The organism is Rhodococcus sp. 11-3 (assembly GCF_023704055.1).
In the GTDB taxonomy this organism is placed as follows: Bacteria; Actinomycetota; Actinomycetes; order Mycobacteriales; family Mycobacteriaceae; genus Rhodococcus; species Rhodococcus aetherivorans.
The window spans coordinates 3,006,780-3,033,165 of sequence record NZ_CP080406.1; the positions used below are offsets into that span (position 1 = coordinate 3,006,780).

25 protein-coding genes are annotated in these 26,386 nt (G+C 72.4%); 16 read left to right on the top strand and 9 right to left on the bottom strand.

The window, feature by feature from the left end; all coding sequences use genetic code 11:
• The first annotated feature begins 5 nt into the window (after positions 1-5).
• The 13 genes from KZJ41_RS14320 (at position 6) to KZJ41_RS14380 (ending at position 14,203) form a co-directional block, all read left to right on the top strand.
• Positions 6-1,256, top strand: coding sequence for a bifunctional 3,4-dihydroxy-2-butanone-4-phosphate synthase/GTP cyclohydrolase II (locus KZJ41_RS14320; protein ID WP_006937680.1), 1,251 nt, complete (start codon positions 6-8; stop codon positions 1,254-1,256).
• Positions 1,257-1,739, top strand: coding sequence for a 6,7-dimethyl-8-ribityllumazine synthase (gene ribH, locus KZJ41_RS14325; RefSeq protein ID WP_006937682.1), 483 nt, complete (start codon positions 1,257-1,259; stop codon positions 1,737-1,739).
• Positions 1,736-2,209: a PH domain-containing protein gene (locus KZJ41_RS14330; protein ID WP_083662509.1), complete on the top strand. Its 474-nt coding sequence runs from the start codon at positions 1,736-1,738 to the stop codon at positions 2,207-2,209. The genes ribH and KZJ41_RS14330 overlap by 4 nt, the downstream gene beginning before the upstream one ends.
• A gap of 9 nt (positions 2,210-2,218) precedes the next feature.
• Positions 2,219-4,372, top strand: a complete 2,154-nt coding sequence (uvrC, locus tag KZJ41_RS14335; protein WP_251550933.1) for an excinuclease ABC subunit UvrC — start codon at positions 2,219-2,221, stop codon at positions 4,370-4,372.
• A 71-nt stretch (positions 4,373-4,443) separates the two neighbouring features.
• Positions 4,444-5,298 carry an RNase adapter RapZ gene (gene rapZ / locus KZJ41_RS14340; protein WP_170914089.1) on the top strand — a complete coding sequence of 285 codons (855 nt, stop codon included), beginning with the start codon at positions 4,444-4,446 and terminating at the stop codon, positions 5,296-5,298.
• The gene (yvcK, locus tag KZJ41_RS14345) at positions 5,295-6,362 is read left to right on the top strand and encodes a uridine diphosphate-N-acetylglucosamine-binding protein YvcK (protein WP_029543623.1); all 1,068 of its coding nucleotides are present in this window, start codon (positions 5,295-5,297) and stop codon (positions 6,360-6,362) included. The genes rapZ and yvcK overlap by 4 nt, the downstream gene beginning before the upstream one ends.
• Entirely contained in the window at positions 6,359-7,336 is a 978-nt protein-coding gene (whiA, locus tag KZJ41_RS14350) for a DNA-binding protein WhiA (protein ID WP_170914087.1), read from the top strand. The genes yvcK and whiA overlap by 4 nt, the downstream gene beginning before the upstream one ends.
• Before the next feature lie 177 nt (positions 7,337-7,513).
• Positions 7,514-8,533: a type I glyceraldehyde-3-phosphate dehydrogenase gene (gene gap, locus KZJ41_RS14355; RefSeq protein WP_006937692.1), complete on the top strand. Its 1,020-nt coding sequence runs from the start codon at positions 7,514-7,516 to the stop codon at positions 8,531-8,533.
• Positions 8,534-8,553: 20 nt separating this feature from the next.
• A complete protein-coding gene (gene pgk, locus KZJ41_RS14360) occupies positions 8,554-9,765 on the top strand; it encodes a phosphoglycerate kinase (RefSeq protein ID WP_006937693.1) in 1,212 nt (403 codons plus the stop codon).
• Between the two features lies 1 nt (position 9,766).
• A complete protein-coding gene (gene tpiA, locus KZJ41_RS14365) occupies positions 9,767-10,549 on the top strand; it encodes a triose-phosphate isomerase (RefSeq protein ID WP_050035214.1) in 783 nt (260 codons plus the stop codon).
• Between the two features lie 73 nt (positions 10,550-10,622).
• Positions 10,623-10,856 carry a preprotein translocase subunit SecG gene (gene secG / locus KZJ41_RS14370; RefSeq protein ID WP_003939471.1) on the top strand — a complete coding sequence of 78 codons (234 nt, stop codon included), beginning with the start codon at positions 10,623-10,625 and terminating at the stop codon, positions 10,854-10,856.
• 70 nt (positions 10,857-10,926) lie between these two features.
• Positions 10,927-13,698, top strand: coding sequence for a phosphoenolpyruvate carboxylase (gene ppc / locus KZJ41_RS14375; RefSeq protein ID WP_050035215.1), 2,772 nt, complete (start codon positions 10,927-10,929; stop codon positions 13,696-13,698).
• A gap of 94 nt (positions 13,699-13,792) precedes the next feature.
• Positions 13,793-14,203, top strand: a complete 411-nt coding sequence (locus KZJ41_RS14380) for a nuclear transport factor 2 family protein (RefSeq protein WP_006936582.1) — start codon at positions 13,793-13,795, stop codon at positions 14,201-14,203.
• A 37-nt stretch (positions 14,204-14,240) separates the two neighbouring features.
• On the opposite strand, the gene KZJ41_RS14385 is transcribed toward KZJ41_RS14380, so the two are convergent.
• The 3 genes from KZJ41_RS14385 to KZJ41_RS14395 all read right to left on the bottom strand — a co-directional run bounded on the left by KZJ41_RS14385 (position 14,241) and on the right by KZJ41_RS14395 (position 16,982).
• A complete protein-coding gene (locus KZJ41_RS14385; protein WP_251550935.1) occupies positions 14,241-16,127 on the bottom strand; it encodes an alkyl/aryl-sulfatase in 1,887 nt (628 codons plus the stop codon).
• A 160-nt stretch (positions 16,128-16,287) separates the two neighbouring features.
• Complete coding sequence (locus KZJ41_RS14390; RefSeq protein WP_006936588.1) at positions 16,288-16,482, bottom strand: hypothetical protein; 195 nt, start codon at positions 16,480-16,482, stop codon at positions 16,288-16,290.
• A gap of 11 nt (positions 16,483-16,493) precedes the next feature.
• A complete protein-coding gene (locus KZJ41_RS14395) occupies positions 16,494-16,982 on the bottom strand; it encodes an SRPBCC domain-containing protein (RefSeq protein WP_050035217.1) in 489 nt (162 codons plus the stop codon).
• A 150-nt stretch (positions 16,983-17,132) separates the two neighbouring features.
• On the opposite strand from KZJ41_RS14395, the gene KZJ41_RS14400 reads away from it, so the two are divergent.
• A complete protein-coding gene (locus KZJ41_RS14400) occupies positions 17,133-17,294 on the top strand; it encodes a hypothetical protein (RefSeq protein ID WP_157127583.1) in 162 nt (53 codons plus the stop codon).
• A 3-nt stretch (positions 17,295-17,297) separates the two neighbouring features.
• Here the strand turns inward: KZJ41_RS14400 and pgl are convergent, their stop codons facing one another.
• Genes pgl through tkt form a run of 5 tightly spaced genes read right to left on the bottom strand, consistent with a single transcriptional unit; the run spans position 17,298 to position 23,753 of the window.
• Positions 17,298-18,065, bottom strand: a complete 768-nt coding sequence (gene pgl, locus KZJ41_RS14405) for a 6-phosphogluconolactonase (RefSeq protein ID WP_050035218.1) — start codon at positions 18,063-18,065, stop codon at positions 17,298-17,300.
• Entirely contained in the window at positions 18,058-18,966 is a 909-nt protein-coding gene (gene opcA, locus KZJ41_RS14410; protein ID WP_373566476.1) for a glucose-6-phosphate dehydrogenase assembly protein OpcA, read from the bottom strand. Before opcA ends, pgl begins: the two co-directional genes overlap by 8 nt.
• On the bottom strand, positions 18,963-20,504 hold the full coding sequence (zwf, locus tag KZJ41_RS14415) for a glucose-6-phosphate dehydrogenase (protein WP_006936597.1): 1,542 nt from the start codon (positions 20,502-20,504) through the stop codon (positions 18,963-18,965). The genes opcA and zwf overlap by 4 nt, the downstream gene beginning before the upstream one ends.
• Positions 20,505-20,508: 4 nt before the next feature.
• A complete protein-coding gene (tal, locus tag KZJ41_RS14420; protein WP_029543636.1) occupies positions 20,509-21,645 on the bottom strand; it encodes a transaldolase in 1,137 nt (378 codons plus the stop codon).
• 5 nt (positions 21,646-21,650) lie between these two features.
• Positions 21,651-23,753 (bottom strand): transketolase, encoded by a 2,103-nt coding sequence (gene tkt / locus KZJ41_RS14425; RefSeq protein ID WP_050035219.1) that lies wholly within the window; start codon positions 23,751-23,753, stop codon positions 21,651-21,653.
• A gap of 184 nt (positions 23,754-23,937) precedes the next feature.
• Between tkt and KZJ41_RS14430 the strand changes: the two genes are divergently transcribed.
• A complete protein-coding gene (locus tag KZJ41_RS14430; RefSeq protein ID WP_050035221.1) occupies positions 23,938-24,915 on the top strand; it encodes a heme o synthase in 978 nt (325 codons plus the stop codon).
• An 87-nt stretch (positions 24,916-25,002) separates the two neighbouring features.
• Here the strand turns inward: KZJ41_RS14430 and KZJ41_RS14435 are convergent, their stop codons facing one another.
• Positions 25,003-25,968 carry a quinone oxidoreductase gene (locus KZJ41_RS14435; protein ID WP_006936604.1) on the bottom strand — a complete coding sequence of 322 codons (966 nt, stop codon included), beginning with the start codon at positions 25,966-25,968 and terminating at the stop codon, positions 25,003-25,005.
• A 22-nt stretch (positions 25,969-25,990) separates the two neighbouring features.
• On the opposite strand from KZJ41_RS14435, the gene KZJ41_RS14440 reads away from it, so the two are divergent.
• A complete protein-coding gene (locus KZJ41_RS14440; protein ID WP_006936605.1) occupies positions 25,991-26,332 on the top strand; it encodes a hypothetical protein in 342 nt (113 codons plus the stop codon).
• The last annotated feature ends 54 nt before the right edge of the window (positions 26,333-26,386 follow it).

Genomic DNA, 26,386 nt, shown 5'->3' on the forward strand with positions numbered 1-26,386 from the left:
CGCAAGTGACGAGGTTCGACACCATCGAGCGCGCGATCGCCGATATCGCAGCCGGCAAGGCGGTCGTCGTGGTCGACGACGAGGACCGCGAGAACGAGGGCGACCTCATCTTCGCAGCCGAGAAGGCCACTCCCGAACTGGTGGCGTTCATGGTGCGCTACACCTCCGGGTACCTGTGCGTGCCGCTGGCCGGGGAGGACTGCGATCGCCTCGGCCTGCCCCCCATGTACTCGACCAACCAGGACAAGCACGGCACCGCCTACACCGTGACCGTCGACGCGCGGGAAGGGATCGGCACCGGCATCTCCGCCTCGGACCGGGCCACCACGATGCGGCTGCTCGCCGATCCGAACAGCACCGCACAGGACTTCACCCGCCCCGGGCACGTGGTGCCGCTGCGCGCCAAGGAGGGCGGCGTGCTGCGCCGGCCCGGCCACACCGAGGCCGCCGTCGACCTCGCCCGCATGGCCGACCTGCGCCCGGCCGGCGTGATCTGCGAGATCGTCTCGCAGAAGGACGAGGGCCACATGGCTCAGACCGAGGAACTGCGGGTCTTCGCCGACGAGCACAAGCTCGCCCTGATCTCCATCGCCGACCTGATCGCCTGGCGCCGCAAGCACGAAAAGCACGTCGTGCGCATCGCCGAGGCCCGCATCCCCACCCGGCACGGCGACTTCACCGCCGTCGGCTACCAGAGCGTCTACGACGAGGTCGAGCACGTCGCGCTGGTGCTCGGCGACATCCCCGGCCCGGACGGTGAGGGTGCCGACGTGCTCGTGCGGGTGCACTCGGAGTGCCTGACCGGCGACGTGTTCGGCTCGCTGCGGTGCGACTGCGGCCCGCAGCTCGACGCCGCACTCGAGATGGTGGCCATGGAGGGCCGCGGTGTGGTGCTGTACATGCGCGGGCACGAGGGCCGCGGCATCGGCCTGATGCACAAGCTGCAGGCCTACCAGCTGCAGGACTCCGGCTCGGACACCGTGGACGCGAACCTGCAGCTCGGCCTGCCCGCCGACGCCCGCGACTACGGCATCGGCGCGCAGATTCTCGTGGACCTGGGCATCTCGTCGATGCGGTTGCTGACCAACAACCCCGCCAAGCGGGTCGGCCTCGACGGCTACGGGCTGCAGATCACCGAGCGGGTGGCGATGCCGCTGCGCGCGAACTCCGAGAACATCACCTACCTGCGCACCAAGCGGGACCGCATGGGTCACGACCTGATCGGCCTGGACGACTACGAGGCGGGGGACGCGTAGATGAGCGGCGAAGGACTGCCCGAGCTGCAGCTGTCCGAGGCGGCCGGGCTGCGGCTGGCCATCGTCGCCGGCCGCTGGCACGCCGAGATCTCCGAGGCGCTCGTCGCCGGGGCGCAGCGCGTCGCCGAGCAGGCCGGCGTCACCGACGTCACCCTCGAACGTGTCGCCGGCGCGATCGAGCTGCCGGTCGTCGCCCAGCAGCTGGCCCGCACCCACGACGCGGTCGTCGCCCTCGGCGTCGTGATCCGCGGCGGGACCCCCCATTTCGAGTACGTGTGCGACGCCGTCACCTACGGGCTCACCCGCATCGCGCTGGACGAGGGCACCCCCGTCGGCAACGGGGTCCTCACCACGAACGACGAGCAGCAGGCGATCGACCGGGCCGGACTGCCCGGCTCCGTCGAGGACAAGGGCGGGCAGGCGTGCGCTGCCGCCCTCGACACCGCCGTGACCCTGCGGCGGCTGCGCGGGGCCGCGCGGTGACCTCCGCCGCCGACACTCGCTGGGACCTCGAGGTCCGCAGCCGCAAGATGTCCCGGTGGGCGATCGTCGCGGCGATCGTGCTCATGCTCGGCCACATCGGGGCCGCGCTCGTGCTGCGCGCCGGCGGCGACACCGGCGTGAACCTGCGCGTCGCCGACCAGATCGCCATCGTCTGTGTCGGCGTCGTCGTCTCCGGCAGTGTGCTGCTGCTGACCCGGCCCCGGTTGCGTGCCGGGGCGTCCGGCGTGGTGGTGCGCAACGTCCTCGGTGAGAAGGCGTTCGGCTGGGACCAGGTGCGGGGCATGACCTTCCCCCAGGGCAAGCCGTGGCCCCGGCTCGAGCTGCCGCAGGACGAGTACGTGCCCGTCGTCGCTGTGCAGGCCCGCGACGGCGAGCACGCCGTCGCGGCGCTGGCCGCGTTCCGCGAGCTCGAACAGCGGTACGGCGGGGGTGTCGGCTCGGCCGACTAGCCTGGACCCGTGCCCGACCCCTCGACCTACCGCCCTGCCCCCGGCACCGTCCCGGTGGAGCCGGGGGTGTACAAGTTCCGCGATCCGCACGGCCGCGTCGTCTACGTCGGCAAGGCCAAGAGCCTGCGGTCGCGGCTGAACTCGTATTTCGCCGACGTCGCGTCGCTGCACCCGCGGACCCGGCAGATGGTGACCACCGCCGGGTCCGTCGAGTGGACGGTCGTGGGCACCGAGGTCGAGGCGCTGCAGCTCGAGTACAACTGGATCAAGGAGTTCGATCCCCGGTTCAACGTCCGCTACCGCGACGACAAGACCTACCCCATGCTCGCGGTGACGTTGAACGAGGAGTACCCACGGCTGTTCGTCTACCGCGGGCCGCGCCGCAGGGGCGTGCGGTACTTCGGTCCCTACTCCCACGCCTGGGCCATCCGCGAGACCCTCGATCTGCTGCTGCGGGTGTTCCCGGCCCGCACCTGCTCGGCCGGAGTGTTCAAGCGGCACGCGCAGATCGGCCGCCCGTGCCTGCTCGGCTACATCGACAAGTGCTCGGCACCGTGCGTGGGCCGTGTCGACGCGGCCGGGCACCGGCGCATCGTCGAGGACTTCTGCGACTTCCTCGCCGGCCGCACCGACAAGCTGGTCCGCGACCTCGAACAGCGCATGCAGGCCGCCGCCGAGGACCTCGACTTCGAGACCGCCGCGCGGCTGCGCGACGACCTCGGTGCGCTGCGCCGCGCCCTGGAGAAGCAGGCGGTGGTGCTCGGCGACGGCACCGACGCCGACCTCGTCGCCTTCGCCGGCGACGACCTCGAGGTGGCCGTGCAGGTGTTCCACGTGCGCGGCGGCCGCGTGCGCGGCCAGCGGGGCTGGGTGGTGGAGAAGTCCGGCGACGTGGTGGACCGGCCCGAGGACGCGGCGGGTGCCTCCGGCACCGCCGAGACGGAACTGTCGCTGCTGGTCGAGCAGTTCCTCACCCAGTTCTACGGCGAGGAGGCCGCCCTGTCGGCGGCCGGCGCCGAACCGGCGGGCAGCGCCGTGCCCCGCGAGGTGCTCGTGCCCGCCCTGCCGCCCGAGCCGGAGGAGATGAGCCGCTGGCTCGGCACCCTGCGCGGCGGCCCGGTGCGGCTGCGGGTGCCGCAGCGCGGCGACAAGAAAGCCCTCGCCGAGACCGTGCAGCGCAACGCGCACGAGGCCCTGACCCAGCACAAGCTGCGCCGCGCCGGCGACTTCACCGCCCGCTCGGCCGCCCTGCAGGGCATCCAGGAGGCCCTTGACCTGGACTCGGCGCCGCTGCGCATCGAGTGTGTCGACATCAGCCACGTGCAGGGCACCGACGTCGTCGCGTCGCTGGTGGTGTTCGAGGACGGCCTGCCCCGCAAGGCGGACTACCGGCACTACGCCATCCGCGAGGCCGCCGGCGACGGCCGCTCCGACGACGTCGCCTCCATCGCCGAGGTGACCCGGCGCCGGTTCCTGCGGCACAACCGGGACCTCGCCGCGGCCGGCGGTGACCCGGCCGCGGCCCGCGACGGTGACCCGGTCGCGGCCCGCGACGGTGACGGCGGCGACCTCGCCCCGGAGGCCGCGCTCGATCCGGCCACCGGGCGGCCCCGCCGCTTCGCGTACCCGCCGAATCTGTACGTCGTCGACGGCGGTGCCCCGCAGGTCGCCGCCGCGGCGGAGGTGCTCGACGAACTCGGCATCACCGACGTCGCGGTGATCGGACTGGCCAAGCGGCTCGAGGAGGTCTGGGTGCCGGGGGAGGAGGACCCGGTCATCCTGCCCCGCACCAGCGAATCGCTGTACCTGCTGCAGCGGGTCCGGGACGAGGCGCACCGCTTCGCCATCACCTACCACCGCAGCAAGCGGTCCCGGCGCATGACCGCTTCCGCGCTCGACGGGGTGCGCGGGCTCGGGCAGGCCCGCCGCAACGCGCTCGTCGCGCACTTCGGGTCGGTGGCCCGGCTGCGGGAGGCGACCGTGGAGGAGATCACCGCGGTCCCCGGCATCGGCGTCGCCACCGCTCGCGCCGTGCTCGACGCCCTGCGCGGCGACGTCCCGGACACCGCGCCGGCCCCGGCGGGTGAGGCTGCGCCGGACACGCCGGTGGGTGATGATGGCACCGTCGGCGTGTCGGGCGGACGAACGGAGTCGGAACTGTGACACACGAGGCGGAGACGGCGCAGCCTCGGCCCCGGCCCCGGGACGACCACCGCCCGCGGGCGGAGGTCGCCCTGGTCACGGGCCTGTCCGGGGCCGGTCTGAGCACCGCCGCGACGGCCCTCGAGGATCTCGGCTGGTTCGTCGCCGAGAACCTGCCCCCGCAGCTGGTCACCTCGATGGTCGATCTCGCGGTGCGGGCCGACCCGCCGCTGCAGCGCCTCGCCGTGGTCATGGACGTACGCAGCCGCCTGTTCACCGGCGACCTCGGCTGGGTCGTCACCGAACTGGCCGCCCGGCCCGTGCGCACCCGCGTGCTGTTCCTCGAGGCCACCGACGAGGTCCTCGTGCGTCGTTTCGAGCAGGTCCGCCGCAGCCACCCGCTGCAGGCCGACGCCGCCGACCGCACCCTCACCGACGGCATCGCCACCGAACGCGCCCAGCTCGCCGCGGTCAAGGCCGCCGCCGATCTGGTGGTCGACACGTCGTCGCTGTCCGGTCCGGAACTGCGCCGCAAGATCGAGTCCGCGTTCGGCGACGGCGACGCCGACTCGATCCGGGTCACCGTGGAATCGTTCGGATTCAAGTACGGTCTGCCGATGGACGCGGACGTGGTGTGCGACGTGCGGTTCCTGCCCAACCCGCACTGGGTGCCCGAGCTGCGTCCGCACACCGGCCAGGACGTCGACGTCCGCGACTACGTGCTGAGCCGGGACGGGGCGCAGGAATACCTGCAGACCTATCATCGGCTGCTCGAACTGACCACGGCCGGTTACCGCCGGGAGGGGAAGCGTTACATGACGATCGCGGTGGGCTGTACCGGTGGCAAGCACCGCAGCGTGGCGATGAGCGAGGCGCTCGCCGCGCGGCTCGACGCCGACCCGACGCTGTCGGTGCACGTCGCGCACCGGGATCTGGGGCGCGAATGACGGGGCCCGGTTCCGCGGCCCCGGCGCCCGGGACCGGCGGCCCGGCCGGCGGGCAGGGCACCGCGCCGAATCCGTCGATCGTGGCCCTGGGCGGCGGCCACGGCCTGTACGCCACGCTCAGCGCCGTCCGCCGGCTCAGCGACCGCGTCACCGCCGTCGTCACCGTCGCCGACGACGGCGGTTCCTCCGGCCGGCTGCGCGCCGAACTCGGCGTCATCCCGCCCGGCGACCTGCGCATGGCGCTGGCCGCGCTGGCCGCGGACACCCCCGGGGTGCACACCTGGACCGAGACGGTGCAGCACCGGTTCGGCGGCACCGGCGCGCTCGCGGGCCACTCGGTGGGCAATCTCATCCTGGCCGGGCTGACCGAGGTCCTCGGCGATCCCGTGGCCGCCCTCGACCGCGTCGCCGAACTGCTCGAGGTGCGCGGCCGGGTACTGCCGATGTCGCCGATCGCCCTCGACATCGAGGCGGACGTGTCCGGCCTCGAATCGGATCCGCGGGCCAGCCGCATCATCCGGGGGCAGGTCGCCGTCGCCACCACCCCCGGCAAGGTCCGGCGCGTGCGGCTGATCCCGGCCGACCCCCCGGCGTGTCCCGACGCGCTCGACGCGGTGGGCGCCGCCGACCTCGTCGTGCTCGGGCCCGGCTCGTGGTTCTCGAGCGTCATCCCGCACGTGCTCGTCCCCGACCTGCTCGAGGCGCTGGTGACGGCGCCGGCCCGCAAGGTGCTGGTGCTCAATCTGGCCGCCGAACCGGGGGAGACCGCCGGGTTCTCCTCCGAGCGGCACCTGCACGTGCTGGCCCAGCACGCCCCGGAGTTCCGGGTCGACCACGTGGTGGTCGACTCCGCATCGGTGCCCGAGGGCCGGGAACGCGAACACCTGTGCCGGGCCGCCGCCGGATTCGGCGCCCAGGTGGTCTACGCCGACGTGGCGGAGACCGGCACCCACCGACACGACCCCGCCAAGCTGGCGGCGGTCCTGGCTCAACACCTGCCCGACGCGGCCCGCCCCCGGGACCTCGCGCAGCGGGACGGAAGGGAGATCCCCACGTGGCAATGACAGCGGAGGTCAAGGACGAGCTGAGCCGGCTGGCGGTCACCCGCACCAGCAGCCGCAAGGCCGAGGTGTCCGCCCTCCTGCGCTTCGCCGGCGGGCTGCACATCGTCGGGGGCCGTGTCGTCGTGGAGGCCGAGGTGGACCTCGGGTCGATCGCCCGCCGGTTGCGCCGCGAGATCTTCGAGCTCTACGGCTACTCCGCGGAGGTGCACGTCCTCGGCGCCGGCGGGTTGCGCAAGAGCTCGCGCTACGTGGTGCGCGTCGCCAAGGAGGGCGAGGCCCTGGCCCGCCAGACCGGTCTGCTCGACGTGCGCGGCCGCCCGGTCCGCGGCCTGCCCGCGCAGGTCGTCGGCGGCAGCATCGCCGACGCCGAGGCGGCGTGGCGCGGCGCATTCCTCGCCCACGGCTCGCTCACCGAGCCGGGCCGCTCGTCCGCCCTCGAGATCAGCTGCCCGGGCCCGGAGGCCGCGCTCGCGCTCGTCGGCGCCGCCCGGCGCCTCGGCATCGCCGCCAAGGCCCGCGAGGTGCGCGGCGCCGACCGGGTCGTCGTCCGCGACGGCGACGCCATCGGCGCGCTGCTCACCCACATGGGTGCCCAGGACACCCGGCTGACCTGGGAGGAGCGCCGGATGCGGCGGGAGGTCCGCGCCACCGCCAACCGGCTCGCCAACTTCGACGACGCCAACCTGCGCCGCTCCGCGCGCGCCGCGGTGGCCGCGGCCGCCCGCGTCGAGCGGGCCCTGGCGATCCTCGGCGACGACGTGCCCGACCACCTCGCCGCGGCCGGTGCCCTGCGCGTGCAGCACCGGCAGGCGTCGCTCGAGGAACTGGGCCAGCTCGCCGACCCGCCGATGACGAAGGACGCCGTCGCCGGACGCATCCGCCGGCTGCTGTCCATGGCGGACCGCCGGGCCAAGGATCTCGGCATCCCGGACACCGAATCCGCGGTGACCCCGGAGCTGCTCGACGAGGCCTAGCCGGCCGGCCCCGGGCGGCGGCCGCGCCGCCCCGGGCCTCCTGCCGCGCCCCGCCGGCCCCGCAGATAGGGTAGGGGTCACATCGACCGATGAGTCCTGCCGACCGGCGCCGATGTCTCCGGCACCGCGGTGGGCACCACTGGCACAACCAGCAGAGATGGGCAAAGGAGCGTAATTGTGACTGTCCGGGTAGGCGTGAACGGCTTCGGTCGTATCGGACGTAACTTCTTCCGGGCTGTCGAGGCGCAGAGGGCGCTCGGCACCACCGACATCGAGATCGTCGCGGTCAACGACCTCACCGACAACGCGACTCTGGCCCACCTGCTCAAGTACGACTCGATCCTCGGCCGCCTGCCGCAGGACGTCAGCCTCGACGGTGAGGACACCATCGTCGTCGGTGACCACCGCATCAAGGCGCTCGAGGTCAAGGAAGGCCCGGCCGCGCTGCCGTGGGGCGACCTGGGCGTGGACGTCGTCGTCGAGTCGACGGGCATCTTCACCGACGCGTCGAAGGCCAAGGGCCACCTCGACGCCGGCGCCAAGAAGGTGATCATCTCGGCGCCCGCCAAGGGTGAGGACCTCACCGTGGTGATGGGCGTCAACGACGACAAGTACGACGGCAGCCAGAACATCATCTCCAACGCCTCGTGCACCACCAACTGCCTCGGCCCGATCGCCAAGGTCCTCGACGACAGCTTCGGCATCGTCAAGGGCCTGATGACCACGGTCCACGCCTACACCCAGGACCAGAACCTGCAGGACGGCCCGCACAAGGACCTGCGCCGCGCCCGCGCCGCCGCCCTGAACGTCGTGCCCACCGGCACCGGCGCCGCCAAGGCCATCGGCCTCGTCCTGCCGCAGCTGGTCGGCAAGCTCGACGGCTACGCCCTGCGCGTGCCGATCCCGACCGGCTCGGTCACCGACCTGACCGCCAACCTCGCCACCCCCGCCTCCATCGAGGAGATCAACGCGGCGATGAAGGCGGCCGCCGAGGGCCCGCTCAAGGGCATCCTCAAGTACACCGAGGACGAGATCGTCTCCTCCGACATCGTCACCGACCCGCACTCGTCGATCTACGACGCCGGCCTGACCAAGGTCATCGACGACCAGGTCAAGATCGTCTCCTGGTACGACAACGAGTGGGGCTACTCCAACCGCCTGGTCGACCTCATCGGCCTGGTCTCGAAGTCCCTCTGACCGAACAGGACAGTCGAACAGTGGCAGTTCAGACCCTGAAGGATCTGCTCGACGCCGGCGTCGAGGGTCGTGGCGTGCTGGTGCGCTCGGACCTCAACGTCCCGTTGGACGGCGCGACGATCACCGACCCCGGCCGCATCGTCGCGTCCGCCCCGACGATCGCCGCGCTCGCCGAGGCGGGCGCGAAGGTCGTCGTCACCGCCCACCTGGGCCGGCCCAAGGGCGAGCCCGATCCGAAGTTCTCCCTCGCCCCGGTCGCGGCGAAGCTCGGTGAGGTGCTCGGCCGCAACGTCCAGCTCGCCGGCGACGTCGTCGGACAGGACGCGCTGGCCCGCTCGGAGGGCCTGACCGACGGCGACATCCTCCTGCTCGAGAACATCCGTTTCGATCCGCGCGAGACCAGCAAGGACGAGGCGGAGCGGCAGGCGCTGGCGCGCGAGCTCGTCGAACTCGTCGGCGAGGACGGCGCGTTCGTCTCCGACGGATTCGGTGTGGTGCACCGCAAGCAGGCGTCGGTGTACGACGTGGCGAACCTGCTGCCGCACTACGCGGGCAACCTCGTCGCCGCCGAGGTCGAGGTGCTGGCCAAGCTCACGGCCGATCCGGAGCGGCCCTACGCGGTGGTGCTCGGCGGCTCGAAGGTCTCCGACAAGCTCGCCGTGATCGAGGCCCTCGCCCCCAAGGTCGACACCCTCGTCATCGGCGGCGGCATGTGCTTCACCTTCCTTGCGGCGCAAGGTATCTCGGTGGGCAACTCGCTGCTCGAGGAGTCGATGACCGAGACCTGCAAGGGCCTGCTCGAGCGGTTCGGCGACGTCATCCACATCCCGCAGGACGTGGTCGTCGCCGACGCGTTCGCCGCCGACGCCGAGGCCGAGACGGTGCCCGTCACCGAGATCCCGGACGGCTGGATGGGCCTGGACATCGGACCCGAGTCGGTGGCCCGGTTCGCCCAGTACCTCACCGGCGCCAAGACCGTGTTCTGGAACGGCCCGATGGGCGTGTTCGAGTTCGAGAAGTTCGCGGCCGGCACCAAGGGGGTCGCCGAGGCGATCGTCGAGGCCACCCGCGCCGGCGCGTTCAGCGTCGTCGGCGGCGGCGACTCGGCCGCGGCGGTGCGCCTGCTCGGCCTGCCCGAGGACGGGTTCTCGCACATCTCCACCGGCGGCGGCGCCTCCCTCGAGTACCTCGAGGGCAAGGAACTGCCCGGCATCGCTGCACTGGAGGCCTGAGATGACCCGTAAGCCGCTCATCGCCGGCAACTGGAAGATGAACCTCAACCACCTCGAGGCCATCGCCCTGGTGCAGAAGATCGCCTTCGCGCTGCCGGAGAAGTACCTCGAGAAGGTGGACGTGACGGTGCTGCCGCCGTTCACGGACATCCGCAGCGTCCAGACGCTGATCGAGGGCGACAAGCTGCTGCTCACCTACGGTGCCCAGGACGTCTCCGCCCACGACTCCGGCGCCTACACCGGCGAGATCAGCGGTGCGATGCTGGCCAAGCTGGGCTGCGCCTACGTCGTCGTCGGCCACTCCGAGCGGCGCACGCTGCACGGCGAGACCGACCAGAGCGTGCTCGCCAAGACCAAGGCGGCCCTGCGGCACGGGCTGACCCCGATCGTCTGCATCGGCGAGGGCCTCGACGTCCGCGAGGCCGGCCGGCACGTGTCCCACAACGTCGCCCAGCTGCGCGGGTCCCTCGCCGGGCTCTCGTCCGACGAGATCGCGAAGATCGTCGTCGCGTACGAGCCGGTGTGGGCCATCGGCACCGGCAAGGTGGCCTCGGCCGCCGACGCCCAGGAGGTGTGCGCCGCGGTGCGCGCCACCCTCGCCGAGCTCGCCTCCCCGGAGGTCGCCGACGCCGTCCGCGTGCTCTACGGCGGCTCGGTCAACGCCAAGAACGTGGGCGAGCTCGTCGCCCAGCCCGACATCGACGGCGGTCTCGTCGGCGGCGCCTCGCTCAAGGCCGACGAGTTCGCACAGCTCTCCGCGATCGCCGCGGGCGGCCCGCTGTAAGCACCCGTGGCGCCCTTCCGGATCCTCCCGAGGCCCGGAAGGACGCCGCGACGGCGCCCTGTAGTCTGGCGCCATGGCACTGTTCCTCGACATCCTGCTGATCACCACCAGCCTGCTGCTGATCCTGCTCGTGCTGCTGCATCGCGGTAAGGGCGGCGGTCTGTCCACCCTGTTCGGTGGCGGTGTCCAGTCCAGCCTGTCCGGCTCCAGTGTCGCCGAGAAGAACCTCGACCGGCTGACCGTCTTCACCGGCATCGTCTGGCTGATCGCCATCCTCGGCATCGGCCTGCAGATCAAGTTCAGCTGATCGCTCCGCACGACGGCGCGACCCGGAATTCCGGGTCGCGCCGTCGTGCGTCGGCCGCGATACTGACCGGATGACGGATACCGCCCGCCCGGCCGACCCCTCCGGGTCCCGCTCCGCCACCGAGCCCCTGCGCCAGGACATCCGGCTGCTCGGCGGGATGCTGGGCCGCATCGTCCGGGAACAGGCCGGCGAGCACCTCTTCGCCCTCGTCGAACGCGCCCGCGTCGAGAGCTTCCGGGTGCGCCGCTCCGAGATCGACCGGGCCGAGGTCGCGGCGATGTTCGCCGACGTCCCCACCGACGACACCCTCCCCGTCATCCGCGCCTTCAGCCACTTCGCGCTGCTGGCGAACCTCGCCGAGGACCTGCACCGCGAACGCCGCCGCGCCGTGCACGTGCGCGCCGGGGAACCGGCACAGGACAGCTCGCTGGCCGCCACCTACCGCAAACTCGACGCCGCCGAACTCGACCCCGCCGAGGTCGCCGCCGCGCTCGACGGCGCCCTCGTCTCCCCGGTGATCACCGCCCACCCCACCGAGACCCGCCGCCGAACCGTCTTCGACGTGCAGAGCCGCATCACCGACCTCATGCGCCGCCGCGAACGCGCCGAGCCCGACGAGCATTCCGACATCGACCTGCAGCTGTGGCGGCAGATCCTCACCCTGTGGCAGACCGCCCTCATCCGGCTCGCCCGCCTCCGCATCCAGGACGAGATCGAGGTCGGCCTGCGGTACTACGACGCCTCCCTGTTCCGCGTCGTCCCGGCCCTCAACGCCGAGGTCCGGCGCGCCCTGCGCGAACGCTGGCCCGGCGTCCCCCTGCTGCCGGACCCGTTGGTGCGCACCGGAACCTGGATCGGCGGCGACCGCGACGGCAACCCCAACGTGACCGCCGAGGTCGTCCACCGCGCCACCGACCGGGCCGCCGCGACCGCCCTCGGCCACCACCTCGCCGAGCTCGAACAGCTCGAGCGGGAACTGTCGATGTCCGCGCGCCTGGTCCGCATCACCGACGACCTCGGCCGGCTCGCCGACGCCTCCGGTGACGACGCCCCGTCGCGCGCCGACGAACCGTACCGCCGCGCGCTGCGCGGCATCCGCGGCCGCCTGACCGCCACCGCGGCACGACTGCTGGACGAACCGCCCCCGCACGCGCTGCCGAGCCCACTGGCCGGCTACGACACGCCCGCCGACCTGCTCGCCGACCTCGACATCCTCGACGTCGCCCTGCGCGCCGGCGGCGGCGCCGCCCTCGCCGACGACCGGCTCGCGCACGTCCGCGGCGCCGTCGAGGCCTTCGGCTTCCACCTCGCCTCCCTCGACCTGCGGCAGAACTCCGAGGTGCACGGCCGGGTGATCGCCGAACTGCTCGCCTGGGCGGGCGTCACCGACGACTATCCAACCCTGCCCGAGGACGAGAAGGTCGCCCTGCTCGCCGCGGAGTTGCGCACCCGTCGGCCCCTCAGCGCGCCCGGCGCGCGGCTCGGCGCCGACACCACCCGCGAACTCGGCGTGCTGCGCGCCGCCGCCGACGCCGTCGCGCGCCTCGGACCCCAGGCGGTGCCGCACTACATCGTCAGCATGTGCGGGTCGGTGTCCGATCTGCTCGAGGCCGTGATCCTGCTCGACGAGGTCGGTCTCGTCGAGCACGACGTCGCGGGACCGCGCTGCCCGGTCGCGGTGATCCCGCTGTTCGAGACCATCGACGATTTGAGGCACGGCGCCGAGATCCTCACCGCCGCCCTTGCCGTCCCCGAGTTCCGCAACCTCGTCGACGCCGCCGGCGGCGTGCAGGAGGTCATGCTGGGCTACTCGGATTCGAACAAGGACGGCGGGTACCTCGCCGCGAACTGGGCGCTGTACCGGGCCGAACTCGACCTGGTGGAGGCCGCGCGCACCGCCGGGATCCGGCTGCGCCTGTTCCACGGCCGCGGCGGCACCGTCGGCCGCGGCGGTGGCCCGAGCTACGACGCGATCCTCGCGCAGCCGCCCGGGGCCGTCGCCGGCTCGCTGCGGCTGACCGAGCAGGGCGAGGTGATCGCCGCGAAGTACGCCGAGCCGAAGCTGGCGCGCCGCAACCTCGAATCACTCGTCGCCGCGACCCTCGAGTCCACCCTCCTCGACGTCGAGGGACTCGGCAGCGACGCCGCCCCGGCGTACGCGGTGCTCGACGAGCTCGCCGAACTCGCCCGCACCGCCTACAGCGACCTGGTACACGAGACCCCCGGCTTCGTCGAGTACTTCCGGACCGCCACGCCGGTCGCGGAGATCGGGGCCCTGAACATCGGCAGCCGGCCCACCTCCCGCAAGCCGACGTCGTCGATCGCCGACCTGCGGGCGATCCCCTGGGTGCTGGCGTGGACCCAGTCCCGGGTCATGCTGCCCGGCTGGTACGGCACCGGCACCGCCGTCGAGACCTGGATCGGCGGCGACGACGAGCGTCTGGCCACCCTCACCGGCCTGTACCGCCGCTGGCCGTTCTTCCGCACCGTGCTGTCCAACATGGCGATGGTGCTGGCCAAGTCCGACCTCGGTCTCGCGGCGCGCTACGCCGAGCTGGTGCCCGATCCCGATCTGCGGCACCGGGTGTTCGACAAGATCACCGCCGAACACGACCGCACCGTGCGCACCTACCTGGCGATCACCGGTCACCCCGACCTGACCGCGGACAACCCGGCGCTGGCCCGATCGGTGCACAACCGCTTCCCGTACCTCGAGCCGCTGAACCACCTGCAGGTCGAACTGTTGCGCCGATTCCGCGCGGGCGAGGACACCGACCGGGTCCGCCGCGGCATCCAGCTGACGATGAACGGGCTCGCGACCGCGCTGCGCAACAGCGGCTAGCGGCGGGGTGACAGCGGCCGAACGCCGGGGCCCCGTGCCCGCTCAGCGGGAAGACGGCGCCCCGCACGGCCGTGAGCCCGCTACAACGGGACAGGTGACACACGACCGCGAACAGATCATCGAACGGCTCGCCGAGCTCGCCGCCGCCCTCGACCGCCGCGACTGGGAGGCCCTCGGGGCCGCCTTCACCGACTCTGCCACCGGCTACGGTGCCGCGGGCCGCGACGGCATCGTCGCCGTGGTCCGCGCGCACCTCGGTGGCTGCGGACCGTCGCAGCATCTGCTGGGCAACCACCGTGTCGAGGTCGACGGCGACCGGGCCCGGTCACTGACGTATGCCCGCGTCCACCATCAGGGCGCGGGTCCGGCCGCCGGAGCGAGTTACGAGTGTTTCGGCGAATACGACGATCGGTGGACCCGCACCCGGGACGGCTGGCGCCTGACCTCCCGCACCTTCACCGTGTCCCACGACCTCGGCGACGCCGCCGTGCTCAGGCCCGGCTGACCTCCGGACCGCGCCGCGGTCCCGGCAGCGGCGGGAGTCAGGGCGTGACGATCGCGAAGTCCGGATCCACCGGTGCGAGCACCTCGAAGAGCCGGCCCGCCACCGTCGGGTCGCCCGTCACCGCGATCGTCCCGTCCGCGAGGGCCGTCGCCGGATCCAGCTGCCCGGTGAGCGCACCGATCAGCGCGCGGCGGGTGAGGGTGAACACCGTGCTGCCCGGCAGCGGCGCGTCGACGGTCCGGTGGTTGAGCACGCCGTGCCGCAGCTCCGTGAGATACGTGATCCCGAGGTCGGTGAGGATCCACGAGATCACGAGCCGCAGGTCCCACGCGCGCGGCCCGTCCACCCGCACGGCCAGGCTGTCGAAGAGCTGCGGGACGGTCAGCGCATCGAGGAAGTCGCCCGAGGACTGCACGGGCGAGCCGAAGATCCCGTCGCGGAGCTCCTTCGCGCCGGCCAGGTAGATGCAGCGCCAGGTGCCGTTCTCGGAGCCGTACGCGAGTTGCTCCATCGCGTCGGCCTGCAGGGCCCGGGCGGCCTGGTCGGTGTCGTCGGTGAACAGCAGATGCTTGCAGACCTCGAGCACCCAGCGGTAGTCGCCCTCCTCGAAGGCGTCCCGCGCGACGGCGAGGGCGGCGTCGGCGCCGCCCATGGCGTCGACGTACCGGCGGGCTGCCTCGACCGGGGGATGGGCCCACAGGTTGGCGGGATTGCCGTCGTACCACCCCATGTACCGCTGGTAGATCGCCTTGACGTTGTGGCTCACCGAGCCGTAGTAGCCGTGGGTGTGCCACGCGGCCGCCAGGGCCGGGGGCATCTCGAACCGCTCGGCGATCTCCGCGCCCACGAGCCCCTGGTTCATCATCCGCAGCGTCTGATCGTGCAGGTACAGGTACATGTCGCGCTGCACGGACAGGAATTCGAGCGCACGTTCGCGGCCCCACGTCGGCCAGTGGTGCGAGGCGAACACGACGTCGAGCGCGTCGCCCCACAGGCCGATCGTCTCGTTGAGGTAGTGGCCCCAGGCGTGCGCGTCGCGCACCACCGCGCCGCGCAGCGTGAGGATGTTGTGCATGGTGTGGGTGGCGTTCTCCGCCGCGCACAGGGCACGCCGATCGGGGAACCAGATGTTCATCTCGGCCGGGGCCTCGGTGCCGGGGGTGAGCTGGAAGACCATCCGCACCCCGTCGACGGTGAGTTCCTGCCCGGTCGCGGTGATGTCGACGGTCGGCGCGATGAGCGTGACGGTGCCGGCCGAGGTGGTCTGGCCCAGCCCGGCCCCGATCTGACCGGCCGGACCCTTCTCGAGCGCCGCGCCGTACATGTAGCCCGAGCGGCGCGACATCGCCGTGCCGGCGAAGAGGTTCTCCGCCACCGCGTGTTCGAGGAACCCGGCCGGGGCGACGACGGGGACCGTCCCGGCCTCGACGAGCCCCGGGTCGAGCACACCCTTGACACCGCCGAAGTGGTCGACGTGGGAGTGGGTGTAGATCATCCCGGAGACGGGTCGGTCGCCGCGGTACCCGCGGTACAGGGCCAGGGCGGCCGCGGCGGTCTCCGCGCTGATCAGGGGGTCGATCACGATCACCCCGGCCTCACCCTCGACGACGGTCATCACCGACAGGTCGAATCCGCGCAGCTGGTAGATCCCCGGCACCACCTCGAACAGGCCGTCCTCGGCGAGCAGCCGTCCCTGCCGCCACAGGCTCGGATGCGCCGTCTCCGGCGCGGACCCGTCCAGGAACGCGTAGGCGTCGAGGTCCCACACCACCCGCCCGTCCGCGCCGGTGATCCGCCGCTGCTCGCTGCGGCCGACGAACCCGCGCGTCACGTCCTCGGAATCCTGCCCGTCGTCCGCGGGCAGCGCGGCCGCCGCGGCCTGCAGGTTCCGCCGGGTCGTCTCGCTGGCACCGCCTGCGTTCATGACGCCGCCCTCCTCGGAATCTCGGCTGTGTCGAGGGTACGGTCGGCCCGTCGCGGCGGGTGCACGGAATCGGGGAATCCGCCGCCGGCGCTGCCCGCCGCCGGCGAGGCGGCCGGACCCGTGCAGACGGAGCGTGCGGCTCCGGCGTGCGCGGGCGCAGTCACCGATCCGGACCGTCGGCCTCGTCCAGTTCGACGCGGGCAGCGGTGCCCGCCGCCTCCACGGTCGGATGCGCGTGCGCGAGCAAGGCCTCGTCCCCGGCGGCGACGAGCACGTCGCGGACCACCCCGCTGTCGCGGGCCGGGTACAGACGGATTCCGCGGTGGCCGAGGGCGTCGGCGAGCCGGCCCAGCACCTGTGCGGTGTTCAGCGGTACTCGTCGGCGAGGTCGAGGTAGCCGTCCCAGCGGGGCAGGGCGCGGCCGGCGAGCACGGCGTCGAGCCGGTCGAGATAGTACTGCCAGCCGGGACCGACCTCCGAGGTCTCCGACCGCGGTACGTGCCGGTGGGAGAACTCGAGCGTGGTGACGACACCGACCTGCTTCAAGGTGACCTCGAGATGCCACCCGTCCTGGTCGACGCCGAGCTCGTGGGGTGGATCGCAGCGCAGGATCCGCACGTCCGTCGTCGCCGTGTCGTGCTCGTCGGTCATCGTCAGCCGCACCCGTCCGGAGGTGGGGTCGCCCGTCCACCGTCCGTACCAGCGTTCGAGCCGGTCCGACTCGGTCAACGCCGCCCACACCTCGCCCACCGGCAGCGCGAAACTGCGCACGTAGTGCAGGGTCACGAGCGAGGACCCGTCCGGACAGCCGTGCTCGGGACGGATCTCGCCGAGGACGGTGGTCGGGGTGCTCATCGAACGCTCCTTTCCACGCAGTGCTGTCCCCATTGTGATCCGCCGGGTGTCACCCTGCCGGGTTCGGGGTCGGACCGACTCGGCGGGGAACCGCCGGGGCGGCCGCGGCGTCGAACGAGGCAGGGAACACCACAGGGGAGGAGCCCCACCATGGACCGTAGGACGGTGCGCTGCAGCCGTGCCCGCTTCACCGGGCTGCCCACGACCCGCAACCCGAGCTGGACCGCGCGCCTGCGCTGCGGCGTGACCGACGGCTGCCGGCCCCCGGATCCACGGGCGGGCGAGCCCGACCGGGACGGACCGTGGCGGTGACGGTCAGTCGGCGGGCAGTGCCGCGGCGGCCTCCGCATCGAGGAACCACACGGTCTGCTCGCGGCCCCACGCCCCGGCCGCCGGGACGTCCACCGGGGCGGCGCCGCCCACCGCGGCCGCGACGGCCTCGGCCTTGGCCGCACCGGTGACGAGCAGCCACACCTGCCGGGCGCGACGGATCGCGGGAAGGGTGAGCGTGACCCGCGCGGCGGGCGGCTTGGGGGAGTCCTCGACGCCGACGACGAAGCGGTCCTGCTCGCGCACCGCGTCGGTGTGCGGGAACAGGGAGTTGATGTGGCCCTCGCCGCCCATGCCCAGCAGGTGCACGTCGAACTCGGGGGTCGTGCCGTCGGGGGAGTTCGCGGCGAGCACCTCCTCGTACGTGCGCGCCGCCGAGTCGGGGGAACCGGCCCCGGCCTCGTCGAGGGTGGGCATCGCGTGCACCCGCGCCGGATCGAGCGGCACGTGGTCGAGCAGCGCCGCGCGCGCCTGGACCTCGTTGCGCTCCGGGTCGCCCGGCGGCAGATATCGCTCGTCGCCGAAGTACACGTCGACCGCGGACCAGTCGATCCCACCGGGGGCACGCAGGACCGCATCGAGCACGGCGATGCCGGTGCCGCCCCCGGTGAGCACCACCGACGCGCGGCCGCGGGCGTGCTGCGCGGCGACCACGGCCTCGACGAAGGCTGCGGCGGCCGCTCGCGCGACGTCGTCGCCCGTCTCGCAGCGCCGCACGCGGACGTTCTGGGAAGTGTCGTGCACGTCAGACATACTCCACCTTGGACAGTGCGGTCAGGGCCGAGTGGTACACCTCGTCGGGGTCGAGCCGCCGCAGTTCCTCGGCGAGGCATTCCGAGGAGTCGCGGCGTGCGAGCGTGATCAGCGAATCGGGTTTACCGGTGCGCCGCAACGTCGCGACACGCCCGTCCTGGGGCCGCTCGAGCGAGATCGTCTGGGTGCGGGTGCGCAGTTCGACCCGCAGATCGCCCACCGCGCGCTGGACCGGGCCGTCGATCCGGCTCGCGAGCCAGCCCGCGAGCAGATCCACCGCGGGTTCGCTGCCGAGCCCCGACACCAGCGCCGACTCGATCGGCTCGAACGGCGGCTGGTCGAGCGCGGAGACGAGCAACGCCCGCCAGTAGGTGATCCGGCCCCACGCGAGGTCGGTGTCGCCGGGGGTGTAGCCGGGCAGCCGGGAGACGATCTCGGCCATGGGGCGCGACGAGTTCGTCGCGTCCGTCAGGCGACGCACGGCGAGCCGGCCCACCGGATCCGCCGCGGGCACCTCCGGGGGCGTGTTCGGCCACCACACCACCACCGGGGTGTCCGGCAGCAGGAACGGCACGATCACCGATTCCTGGTGGTCGGCGAGCGGGCCGTGCAACGCGAGGATCAGCACCTCCGAGGCGCCGGCGTCGCCGCCGATGCGGATCTCCGCATCCATGCGCGGTTCGCCGCCCGCGCGGCCGCGGCCGACGACGATCACACGGCACGGATGCTCCCGCGACGCCCCGATGGCCGCGGTGATCGCGGCCTCGAGTCCGCGCGGACCGTCGGTGCACACCACCAGCGTGAGCACGCGCCCCTGCGTGACGATGCCCCCGGTCTGCCGCAGCTGGACCAGCTGCTTGCTGATGTCGATCGCGGTCGCGTTGCGCAACTGCATTCTCACGGGCGTCTCCATTCGCGGCCCGAGCGACGGAGCATCTCGTCGGCTGCCGACGGTCCCCAGGTGCCGGCCTCGTACGGTTCGGGCTTACCGTGTGCCGCCCAGTGCTCGAGCACCGGGTCGAGGATCTTCCACGACAGCTCGACCTCGTCGTCGACGGGGAAGAGGGACGGCACGCCGAGCAGCACATCGAGGATGAGCCGCTCGTACGCCTCGGGGGAGGACTCGGTGAACGCCTGGCCGTAGCTGAAGTCCATGTTGACGTCGCGGACCTCCATGCCCGACCCGGGCACCTTGGAGCCGAAGCGGAGGGTGACCCCCTCGTCCGGCTGCACCCGGATCACGAGTGCGTTCTGGCCGAGCTCGGTGGTCATCGTCTGATCGAACGGCAGGTGCGGGGCCCGCTTGAACACGATCGCGATCTCGGTGACGCGCCGGCCCAGGCGCTTGCCGGTGCGCAGGTAGAACGGCACTCCGGCCCAGCGGCGGGTGTCGATCTCGCACGTGATCGCCGCGTACGTCTCGGTGGTCGAGTCGGCCGCGAAGCCCTGCTCCTCGTGCAGGCCGACGACCTGACCGCCGTTCTGCCAGCCCGCGATGTACTGGCCGCGGGCGGTGGTCTCGTCGAGGGGCTCGGCGAGCCTGGTCGCGGAGAGCACCTTGATCTTCTCCGCCCGCAACTCGGCCGGGTCGAAGCTGATCGGTTCCTCCATGGCGATGAACGCGAGCAGCTGCAACAGGTGGTTCTGGATCACGTCCCGGGCGGCGCCGATGCCGTCGTAATAGCCGGCGCGGCCGCCGAGGCCGATGTCCTCGGCCATCGTGATCTGGACATGGTCGACGTAGTGCGCGTTCCACAGCGGGTCGAACAGCTGGTTCGCGAACCGCAACGCCAGGATGTTCTGCACCGTCTCCTTGCCGAGGTAGTGGTCGATGCGGAACACCGCCTCCTCGGGGAACACCTCGGCGACCAGCCGGTTCAGCTCCCGGGCGCTCGTCAGGTCGTGGCCGAACGGCTTCTCGATGATCACGCGGCTCCACGTGCCCTCCCGCGCGATCGCGAGCCCGGACTGCTTCAGCTGCGCCGACACCACCGGGAACGCATTCGGCGGGATGGAGAGGTAGAAGGCGTGGTTGCCGCCCGTGCCGCGGGCCTTGTCCAGTTCGGCGAGCGTCGACGCGAGTTCGGCGAACGCGGCGTCGTCGTCGAAGCTGCCCTGCACGAAGCGAATGCCCTCGGCCAGGCGGTTCCACACCTCCTCGCGGAATTTGGTGCGCGAGTTGGCCTTCACCGCGTCGTGGACGACCCGGCCGAAGTCCTCGTCGACCCAGTCCCGCCGGGCGAAGCCGACGAGCGCGAACCCGGGCGGCAGCAGGCCGCGGTTGGCCAGGTCGTACACCGCCGGCATCAGCTTGCGGCGGGCCAGGTCACCGGTGACCCCGAAGATCACCAGGGCGCACGGCCCGGCGATCCGGGGCAGCCGCCGATCGCGCTCGTCCCGGAGTGGGTTGACCCACGCCGCCGTCTCGGGTTCGCGCACCGCGTCAGCTCTTCGCGCCGTGCGCGATCAGCTGCTCGGAGGTGGCGGCGAGCAGCTCGTTCCAGGACACCTCGAACTTCTCGACGCCCTCGTCCTCGAGCTTGCGGAACACCTCGGGCAGGTTCACCCCGATCGTCGACAGCGCGGAGAACACGTTCGCGGCGGCCTTCTCGGTGCCGGTGACCGTGTCGCCGGTGACTTCCCCATGGTCGGCGACGGCCTCGAGGGTCTTCTCCGGCATGGTGTTGACCGTGTGCGGGGCGACCAGCTCGGTGACGTACAGGGTGTCCGAGTACTCCGGGTTCTTCACCCCGGTCGACGCCCACAGAGCGCGCTGCGGCCGCGCCCCGGCGGCGGCGAGCTGCTCGAACCGGGCACCCGACTCGAACGCCCGGCGGTACGCCGCGTACGCCAGGCGGGCGTTGGCGACGCCGGCCTTACCGCGCAGCGCGAGGGCCTCGGGGGTGCCGATGGCCTCGAGCCGCGCGTCGATCTCGGTGTCGACGCGGGAGACGAAGAACGAGGCCACCGAGTGGATCGTCGACAGGTCGTGGCCGGCCGACTTGGCGGCGGTCAGGCCGTCGAGGTAGGCCTCGATGACCCGCTCGTAGCGCTCGACCGAGAAGATCAGCGTCACGTTCACGCTGATGCCCTCGCCGATCACGCGGGCGATGGCGGGCAGGCCGGCCACCGTCGCGGGGATCTTGATGAGCAGGTTGGGGCGGTCCACGATGCGCCACAGCTCGATCGCCTGCTGCACGGTCGCGTCGGTGGAATGCGCCAGCCGCGGGTCGACCTCGATGGAGACGCGGCCGTCGACGCCGCCGGTGGCCTCGAACACCGGGGCCAGGACGTCGCACGCGGCGCGCACGTCGTCGGTGGTGACGGTGCGGATGGTGGTGTCCACGTCGGCGCCGGCCAGGGCGAGCTCACGGACCTGGGCGTCGTAGACGTGACCCTTGCTGAGCGCGGCCTGGAAGATCGACGGGTTGGTGGTCACGCCCACCACGCTGCGGGTGGCGATCAGCTCGGCAAGGTTGCCGGACTCGATGCGGTCCCGGGAGAGGTCGTCGAGCCACACGGACACACCGGCGGCCGAGAGCTGGGCGAGGTTCTCGTTCTGGGTTACCTGCTGGGTCATCGGGATCATCCCTTCACTCGGGTCAGCGAGCGGCGGGCGGCGTCGACGACGGCCTCGGCGGTGATGCCGAACTCGCGGAACAGGGTCTTGTGGTCGGCGGAGGCGCCGAAGTGCTCGAGCGAAACGGCCTCACCGGCGTCGCCGAGCAGGCGGTACCACGGCATCGCCAGGCCGGCCTCGACGGAGACGCGGGCACGCACCGCCGGCGGCAGCACCGCGTCGCGGTACGCCTGGTCCTGCTCGAGGAACCAGTCGAGGACCGGCACCGACACCACGCGGGTGGGGACGCCGTCGGCCTCGAGGACCTCGCGGGCCGCGACGGCGAGCTGCAACTCCGAGCCGGTGCCGAGCAGCACCACCTCCGGGGTGCCGCTCGACGCCTCGGCCAGCACGTACGCGCCGCGGGCCAGGCCCTCGGCGGCCTTCTCGCGGGTGCCCTCCAGCACCGGCACGTCCTGGCGGGTCAGGGCCAGGGCGGTCGGGCCGGTCTTGTTCTCCAGCGCGGCGGCCCACGCGAACGAGGTCTCGTTCGCGTCGCCGGGGCGGATCACGGCCAGGTTGGGGATGGCGCGCAGCGCCGTGAGGTGCTCGACCGGCTGGTGCGTCGGGCCGTCCTCGCCGAGGCCGATCGAGTCGTGGGTCCACACGTAGATCGCCGGGGTCTGCATGAGCGCGGCGAGCCGCACCGCGGGACGCATGTAGTCGCTGAACACCAGGAAGGTGCCGCCGTAGGGGCGGGTCGGGCCGTGCAGGGCGATGCCGTTGAGGATCGAACCCATCGCGTGCTCGCGCACGCCGAAGTGCAGCGTCCGCCCGTACGGCTGGGCGTTCCAGTCCTTCGTGGAGATCGACACCGGGCCGAACGAATCCGAGCCGGGGATCGTGGTGTTGTTCGAGCCCGCCAGGTCCGCCGAACCGCCCCACAGCTCGGGCAGCACCGGACCGAGCGCGGCGAGGGCGCTGCCGGACGCCTTGCGGGTGGCCGGGCCCTTGGCGGCCGGCTCGTAGGTGGGCAGCGCCTCGGTCCAGCCGGCCGGGAAGTCCCCGGACTGCAACCGGTCGAACAGCTCCTTGCGCTGCGGCTCCCGGCCCGCCCACGCGTCGAACTCGGCCTGCCATGCGGTGCGGGCCGCCGCGCCGCGCTCGACGACGGCGCGGGTGTGCTCGATCACGGCCGGGTCGACGTCGAAGTGCTTGGCGGGGTCGAAGCCGAGGGCGGTCTTGACGGCGGCGACCTCGTCGGCGCCGAGGGCGGCGCCGTGCACGTCGCCGGTGTTCATCTTGGTCGGCGCCGGGTAGCCGATGATGGTGCGCAGCACGACGAGCGACGGCTTGTCGGTGACGGCCTTGGCGGCCTCGACGGCGTCGAGGATCGCGGTGACGTTCTCGCCGCCCTCGACGGTCTGCACGTGCCAGCCGTACGCCTCGTAGCGCTTGGCGACGTCCTCACCGAGCGCGATCGCCGTGTCGTGCTCGATGGAGATCTTGTTGTCGTCGTAGAAGACGATCAGGTTGCCGAGCTGCTGCACGCCCGCGAGGGACGAGGCCTCCGACGTCACGCCCTCCTCGATGTCGCCGTCGGAGGCGAGGACGTAGACGTGGTGGTCGAACGGGCTCGCGCCGGTCGCCGCGTCCGGGTCGAACAGGCCGCGTTCGCGGCGCGCCGCCATCGCCATGCCCACGGCGGAGGCCAGGCCCTGCCCGAGCGGGCCGGTGGTCATCTCCACCCCCGCGGTGTGCCCGAACTCGGGGTGGCCGGGGGTCTTCGAACCCCACGTGCGCAGCGCCTCGAGGTCGGCGAGCTCGAGCCCGTAGCCCGACAGGTACAGCTGGATGTAGAGGGTCAGGCTCGAGTGCCCGCACGAGAGCACGAACCGGTCCCGTCCCACCCAGTGCGGGTCGGTCGGGTCGTGCCGCATCACCCTCTGGAACAGCGTGTAGGCCACCGGGGCCAGGCTCATCGCCGTGCCGGGGTGTCCGTTACCCACCTTCTGGACCGCGTCGGCGGCGAGCACGCGGGCGGTGTCGACGGCCTTGGTGTCGAGGTCGGTCCAGTCGGCGGGGTGCACTGCCTGGGTGAGAGAGCGGATCTCGTCTGTGATCGACACGAGCAGAAGTCTCCTGACATGGGTATACGGGGAGCGTGCGGGCGCGAAAGCCTCGAGCGCCCCTCCAGAGTAATGTGCTGCGCTTTGCGGGTCGATTCGGTCCGGGCCTGCGCGACGTCTACCATCGTTCGTAGTAGGGCGACGGCGAGCGAAGGTGCGTAATCGCGTGGTGCAAGGAGACAGGGTGCGGACAGGGCAACGGCCGGGAGGACACGGCTTCGGCGCCCCCGAGACACCCCGGGCGCCTCGCCCCGACACGGTGTGGGGACGCGTTTCGGGCACGGTGCTCGCCTATATCGCGCTGACCAAGCCGCGCGTGATCGAGCTGCTGCTGGTGGCGACCATCCCGGCGATGCTCTTCGCCGACCGCGGCGAGGTCGACCTGGTGCTCATCCTGAGCACCCTGTTCGGCGGGTGGATGGGCGCGGCCAGCGCGAATGCGCTGAACTGTGTCGTCGACGCCGACATCGACAAGGTGATGAAACGGACGGCGCTGCGGCCGCTGGCCCGGCAGGCCGTCCCGACCCGGCACGCGTTCGTGTTCGGCATGGTGCTCGGCGTCGTGTCGTTCCTGTGGCTGTGGTGGCGGGCGAACCTGCTCGCCGGCCTGCTCGTCGTTGCCACGATCGCCTTCTACGTGCTGGTCTACACGATGGTCCTCAAGCGCAGGACCTGGCAGAACGTGGTGTGGGGCGGAGCCGCCGGGTGCATGCCGGTGATGGTCGGCTGGGCCGCGGTCACCGGCTCGCTGAGCTGGGAACCGATCGTGCTGTTCCTGGTGATCTTCTTCTGGACGCCGCCGCACACGTGGGCCCTGGCGATGCGCTACAAGGAGGACTACAAGGCCGCCGGCGTGCCCATGCTGCCCGTGATCGCGAGCGAGCAGCACGTCACCAAGCAGATCCTGCTCTACACGTGGGCGACCGTCCTGGCGACGCTGGTGCTCGTGCCGGCCGCCGGCCTGGTGTACGCGGTGGTGACCGTCGCCGCGGGCGCGTGGTTCCTGCTCGTCGCGCACCAGCTGTACCGCAGCGTCCGGGGCGGAGCGGCGGTCAAGCCGCTCAAGCTGTTCCTGCAGTCCAACAACTACCTCGCCCTGGTGTGCCTGGGCCTGGCCGTGGACTCGGTGCTCGACCTGCGCACCGTCGCCTCGTTCTTCTGATCCGCGTCAGCGTCCGCGCCGGGGCCGAGCGAATGTATCGTCCGCTGCCGCTGAGCGACGGAACGATACATTCGCTCGGGGCGGGCCTCAGGGGACCAGCACAATCGAGCCGGTCGTGCGGCGGGCCTCGAGGTCCCGGTGTGCCTGCTCCGCTTGCGCCAGCGGATACCGGGCGCCGACACGGACGGTCAGGGTGCCGTCGGCGACGGCGGCGAACACGTCGCCCGCCCGCCACATCAGCTCCTCGCGCGTTCGCACGTGGTGCGCGAGGGTGGGGCGGGTGACGTACAGCGAGCCGGCCGGGTTGAGTCGCTGCAGGTCGAACGGCGGCACCGGGCCGCTGGCGGCGCCGAACAGCGCCAGCGTGCCGCGGATGCGCAGCGATGCGAGCGACGACTCGAACGTGGCGGCGCCGACCCCGTCGTAGACGGCCGCGACGCCCTCCCCGCCGGTGAGGTCACGGACCCGCTCGGCGAGGTCGTCGGTGTAGCGCAGCACCTCGGCCGCGCCCGCCTCCCGCGACAGGGTCTCCTTCTCGTCGGTGGAGACGGTCGTGATCACCCGCACGTCCTTCGCGGCGGCGAGCTGGGTGAGCAGCAGGCCCACGCCGCCGGCGCCCGCGTGCACCAGCACCGTCTCGCCGGGCTGCGCCGGATACGTCGAATTCAGCAGGTAGTGCGCGGTCATGCCCTGGAGCAGCGCCGACGCGGCCTGCTCGGCGGGAACGGGGTCGGGCACCGGTACGGCCACCGCCGCCGGCACGAGCACCTGTTCCGCGTAGGAACCGTCGGCCGACGCCCAGCTCACCCGGTCGCCGACCCCCACGTCGGCCACGCCCTCACCCACCGCGACGACGCGGCCGGTGCCCTCGGTCCCGGGGACGTACGGCAGCTCCCGCGGGTACAGCCCGGTGCGGAAGTAGGTGTCGATGAAGTTGATGCCCACGGCGTCGGTCCGTACCAGCAGCTGACCTGGGCCGGGCTCGGGAGCCGGGAGGTCGACGAGGGTGAGCACCTCGGGGCCGCCGAACCGTGCCACTTCGATTGCGCGCATGCGTTCACAGTATTCTGCAGGCATGAGCGCCGATACTCAGGTCGTGGCCGCACCGGCCGACATCGTGAAGTCCTTCCGCAGCTTCGTCGCCGCGCACGGCGGCTCCGCCAAGGCGGTGCTGCAGCCGGTCGCGCGGGGCGCGGTGCGCATCACCCTCGTCGCCGAGGACGGGGTGCTCGGCGACCGGGTGGTGCGGGATCTCGCCACCGCGCACGCCGTGGTCCAGGCGTTGCCGGACGTCACCGTCTCGGAGTGGGACCGGGAGGTGACCAGCATCGCGACCCCGCAGCAGGGCCACTGGAAGAAGATGGCCGGCTGGGTGGCCAACCAGACCCGGTTCCCGCGGGCGCGCAACGAGCGCTGACCGATCCTCGAAACGGCTCCGGGGGCCGCCCGTCACGGGCGGCCCCCGGAGCCG

Excerpts from the sequence above, each read along its gene's own strand:
- ribH (WP_006937682.1), top strand. The coding sequence starts at position 1,257 with ATGAGCGGCGAAGGACTGCCCGAGCTGCAGCTGTCCGAGGCGGCCGGG.
- yvcK (WP_029543623.1), top strand. The coding sequence starts at position 5,295 with ATGACGGGGCCCGGTTCCGCGGCCCCGGCGCCCGGGACCGGCGGCCCG.
- whiA (WP_170914087.1), top strand. The coding sequence starts at position 6,359 with ATGACAGCGGAGGTCAAGGACGAGCTGAGCCGGCTGGCGGTCACCCGC.
- tpiA (WP_050035214.1), top strand. The coding sequence starts at position 9,767 with ATGACCCGTAAGCCGCTCATCGCCGGCAACTGGAAGATGAACCTCAAC.
- secG (WP_003939471.1), top strand. The coding sequence starts at position 10,623 with ATGGCACTGTTCCTCGACATCCTGCTGATCACCACCAGCCTGCTGCTG.
- ppc (WP_050035215.1), top strand. The coding sequence starts at position 10,927 with ATGACGGATACCGCCCGCCCGGCCGACCCCTCCGGGTCCCGCTCCGCC.
- KZJ41_RS14385 (WP_251550935.1), bottom strand. The coding sequence starts at position 16,127 with ATGAACGCAGGCGGTGCCAGCGAGACGACCCGGCGGAACCTGCAGGCC.
- KZJ41_RS14395 (WP_050035217.1), bottom strand. The coding sequence starts at position 16,982 with ATGAGCACCCCGACCACCGTCCTCGGCGAGATCCGTCCCGAGCACGGC.
- KZJ41_RS14400 (WP_157127583.1), top strand. The coding sequence starts at position 17,133 with ATGGACCGTAGGACGGTGCGCTGCAGCCGTGCCCGCTTCACCGGGCTG.
- pgl (WP_050035218.1), bottom strand. The coding sequence starts at position 18,065 with ATGTCTGACGTGCACGACACTTCCCAGAACGTCCGCGTGCGGCGCTGC.
- tal (WP_029543636.1), bottom strand. The coding sequence starts at position 21,645 with ATGACCCAGCAGGTAACCCAGAACGAGAACCTCGCCCAGCTCTCGGCC.
- KZJ41_RS14435 (WP_006936604.1), bottom strand. The coding sequence starts at position 25,968 with ATGCGCGCAATCGAAGTGGCACGGTTCGGCGGCCCCGAGGTGCTCACC.
- KZJ41_RS14440 (WP_006936605.1), top strand. The coding sequence starts at position 25,991 with ATGAGCGCCGATACTCAGGTCGTGGCCGCACCGGCCGACATCGTGAAG.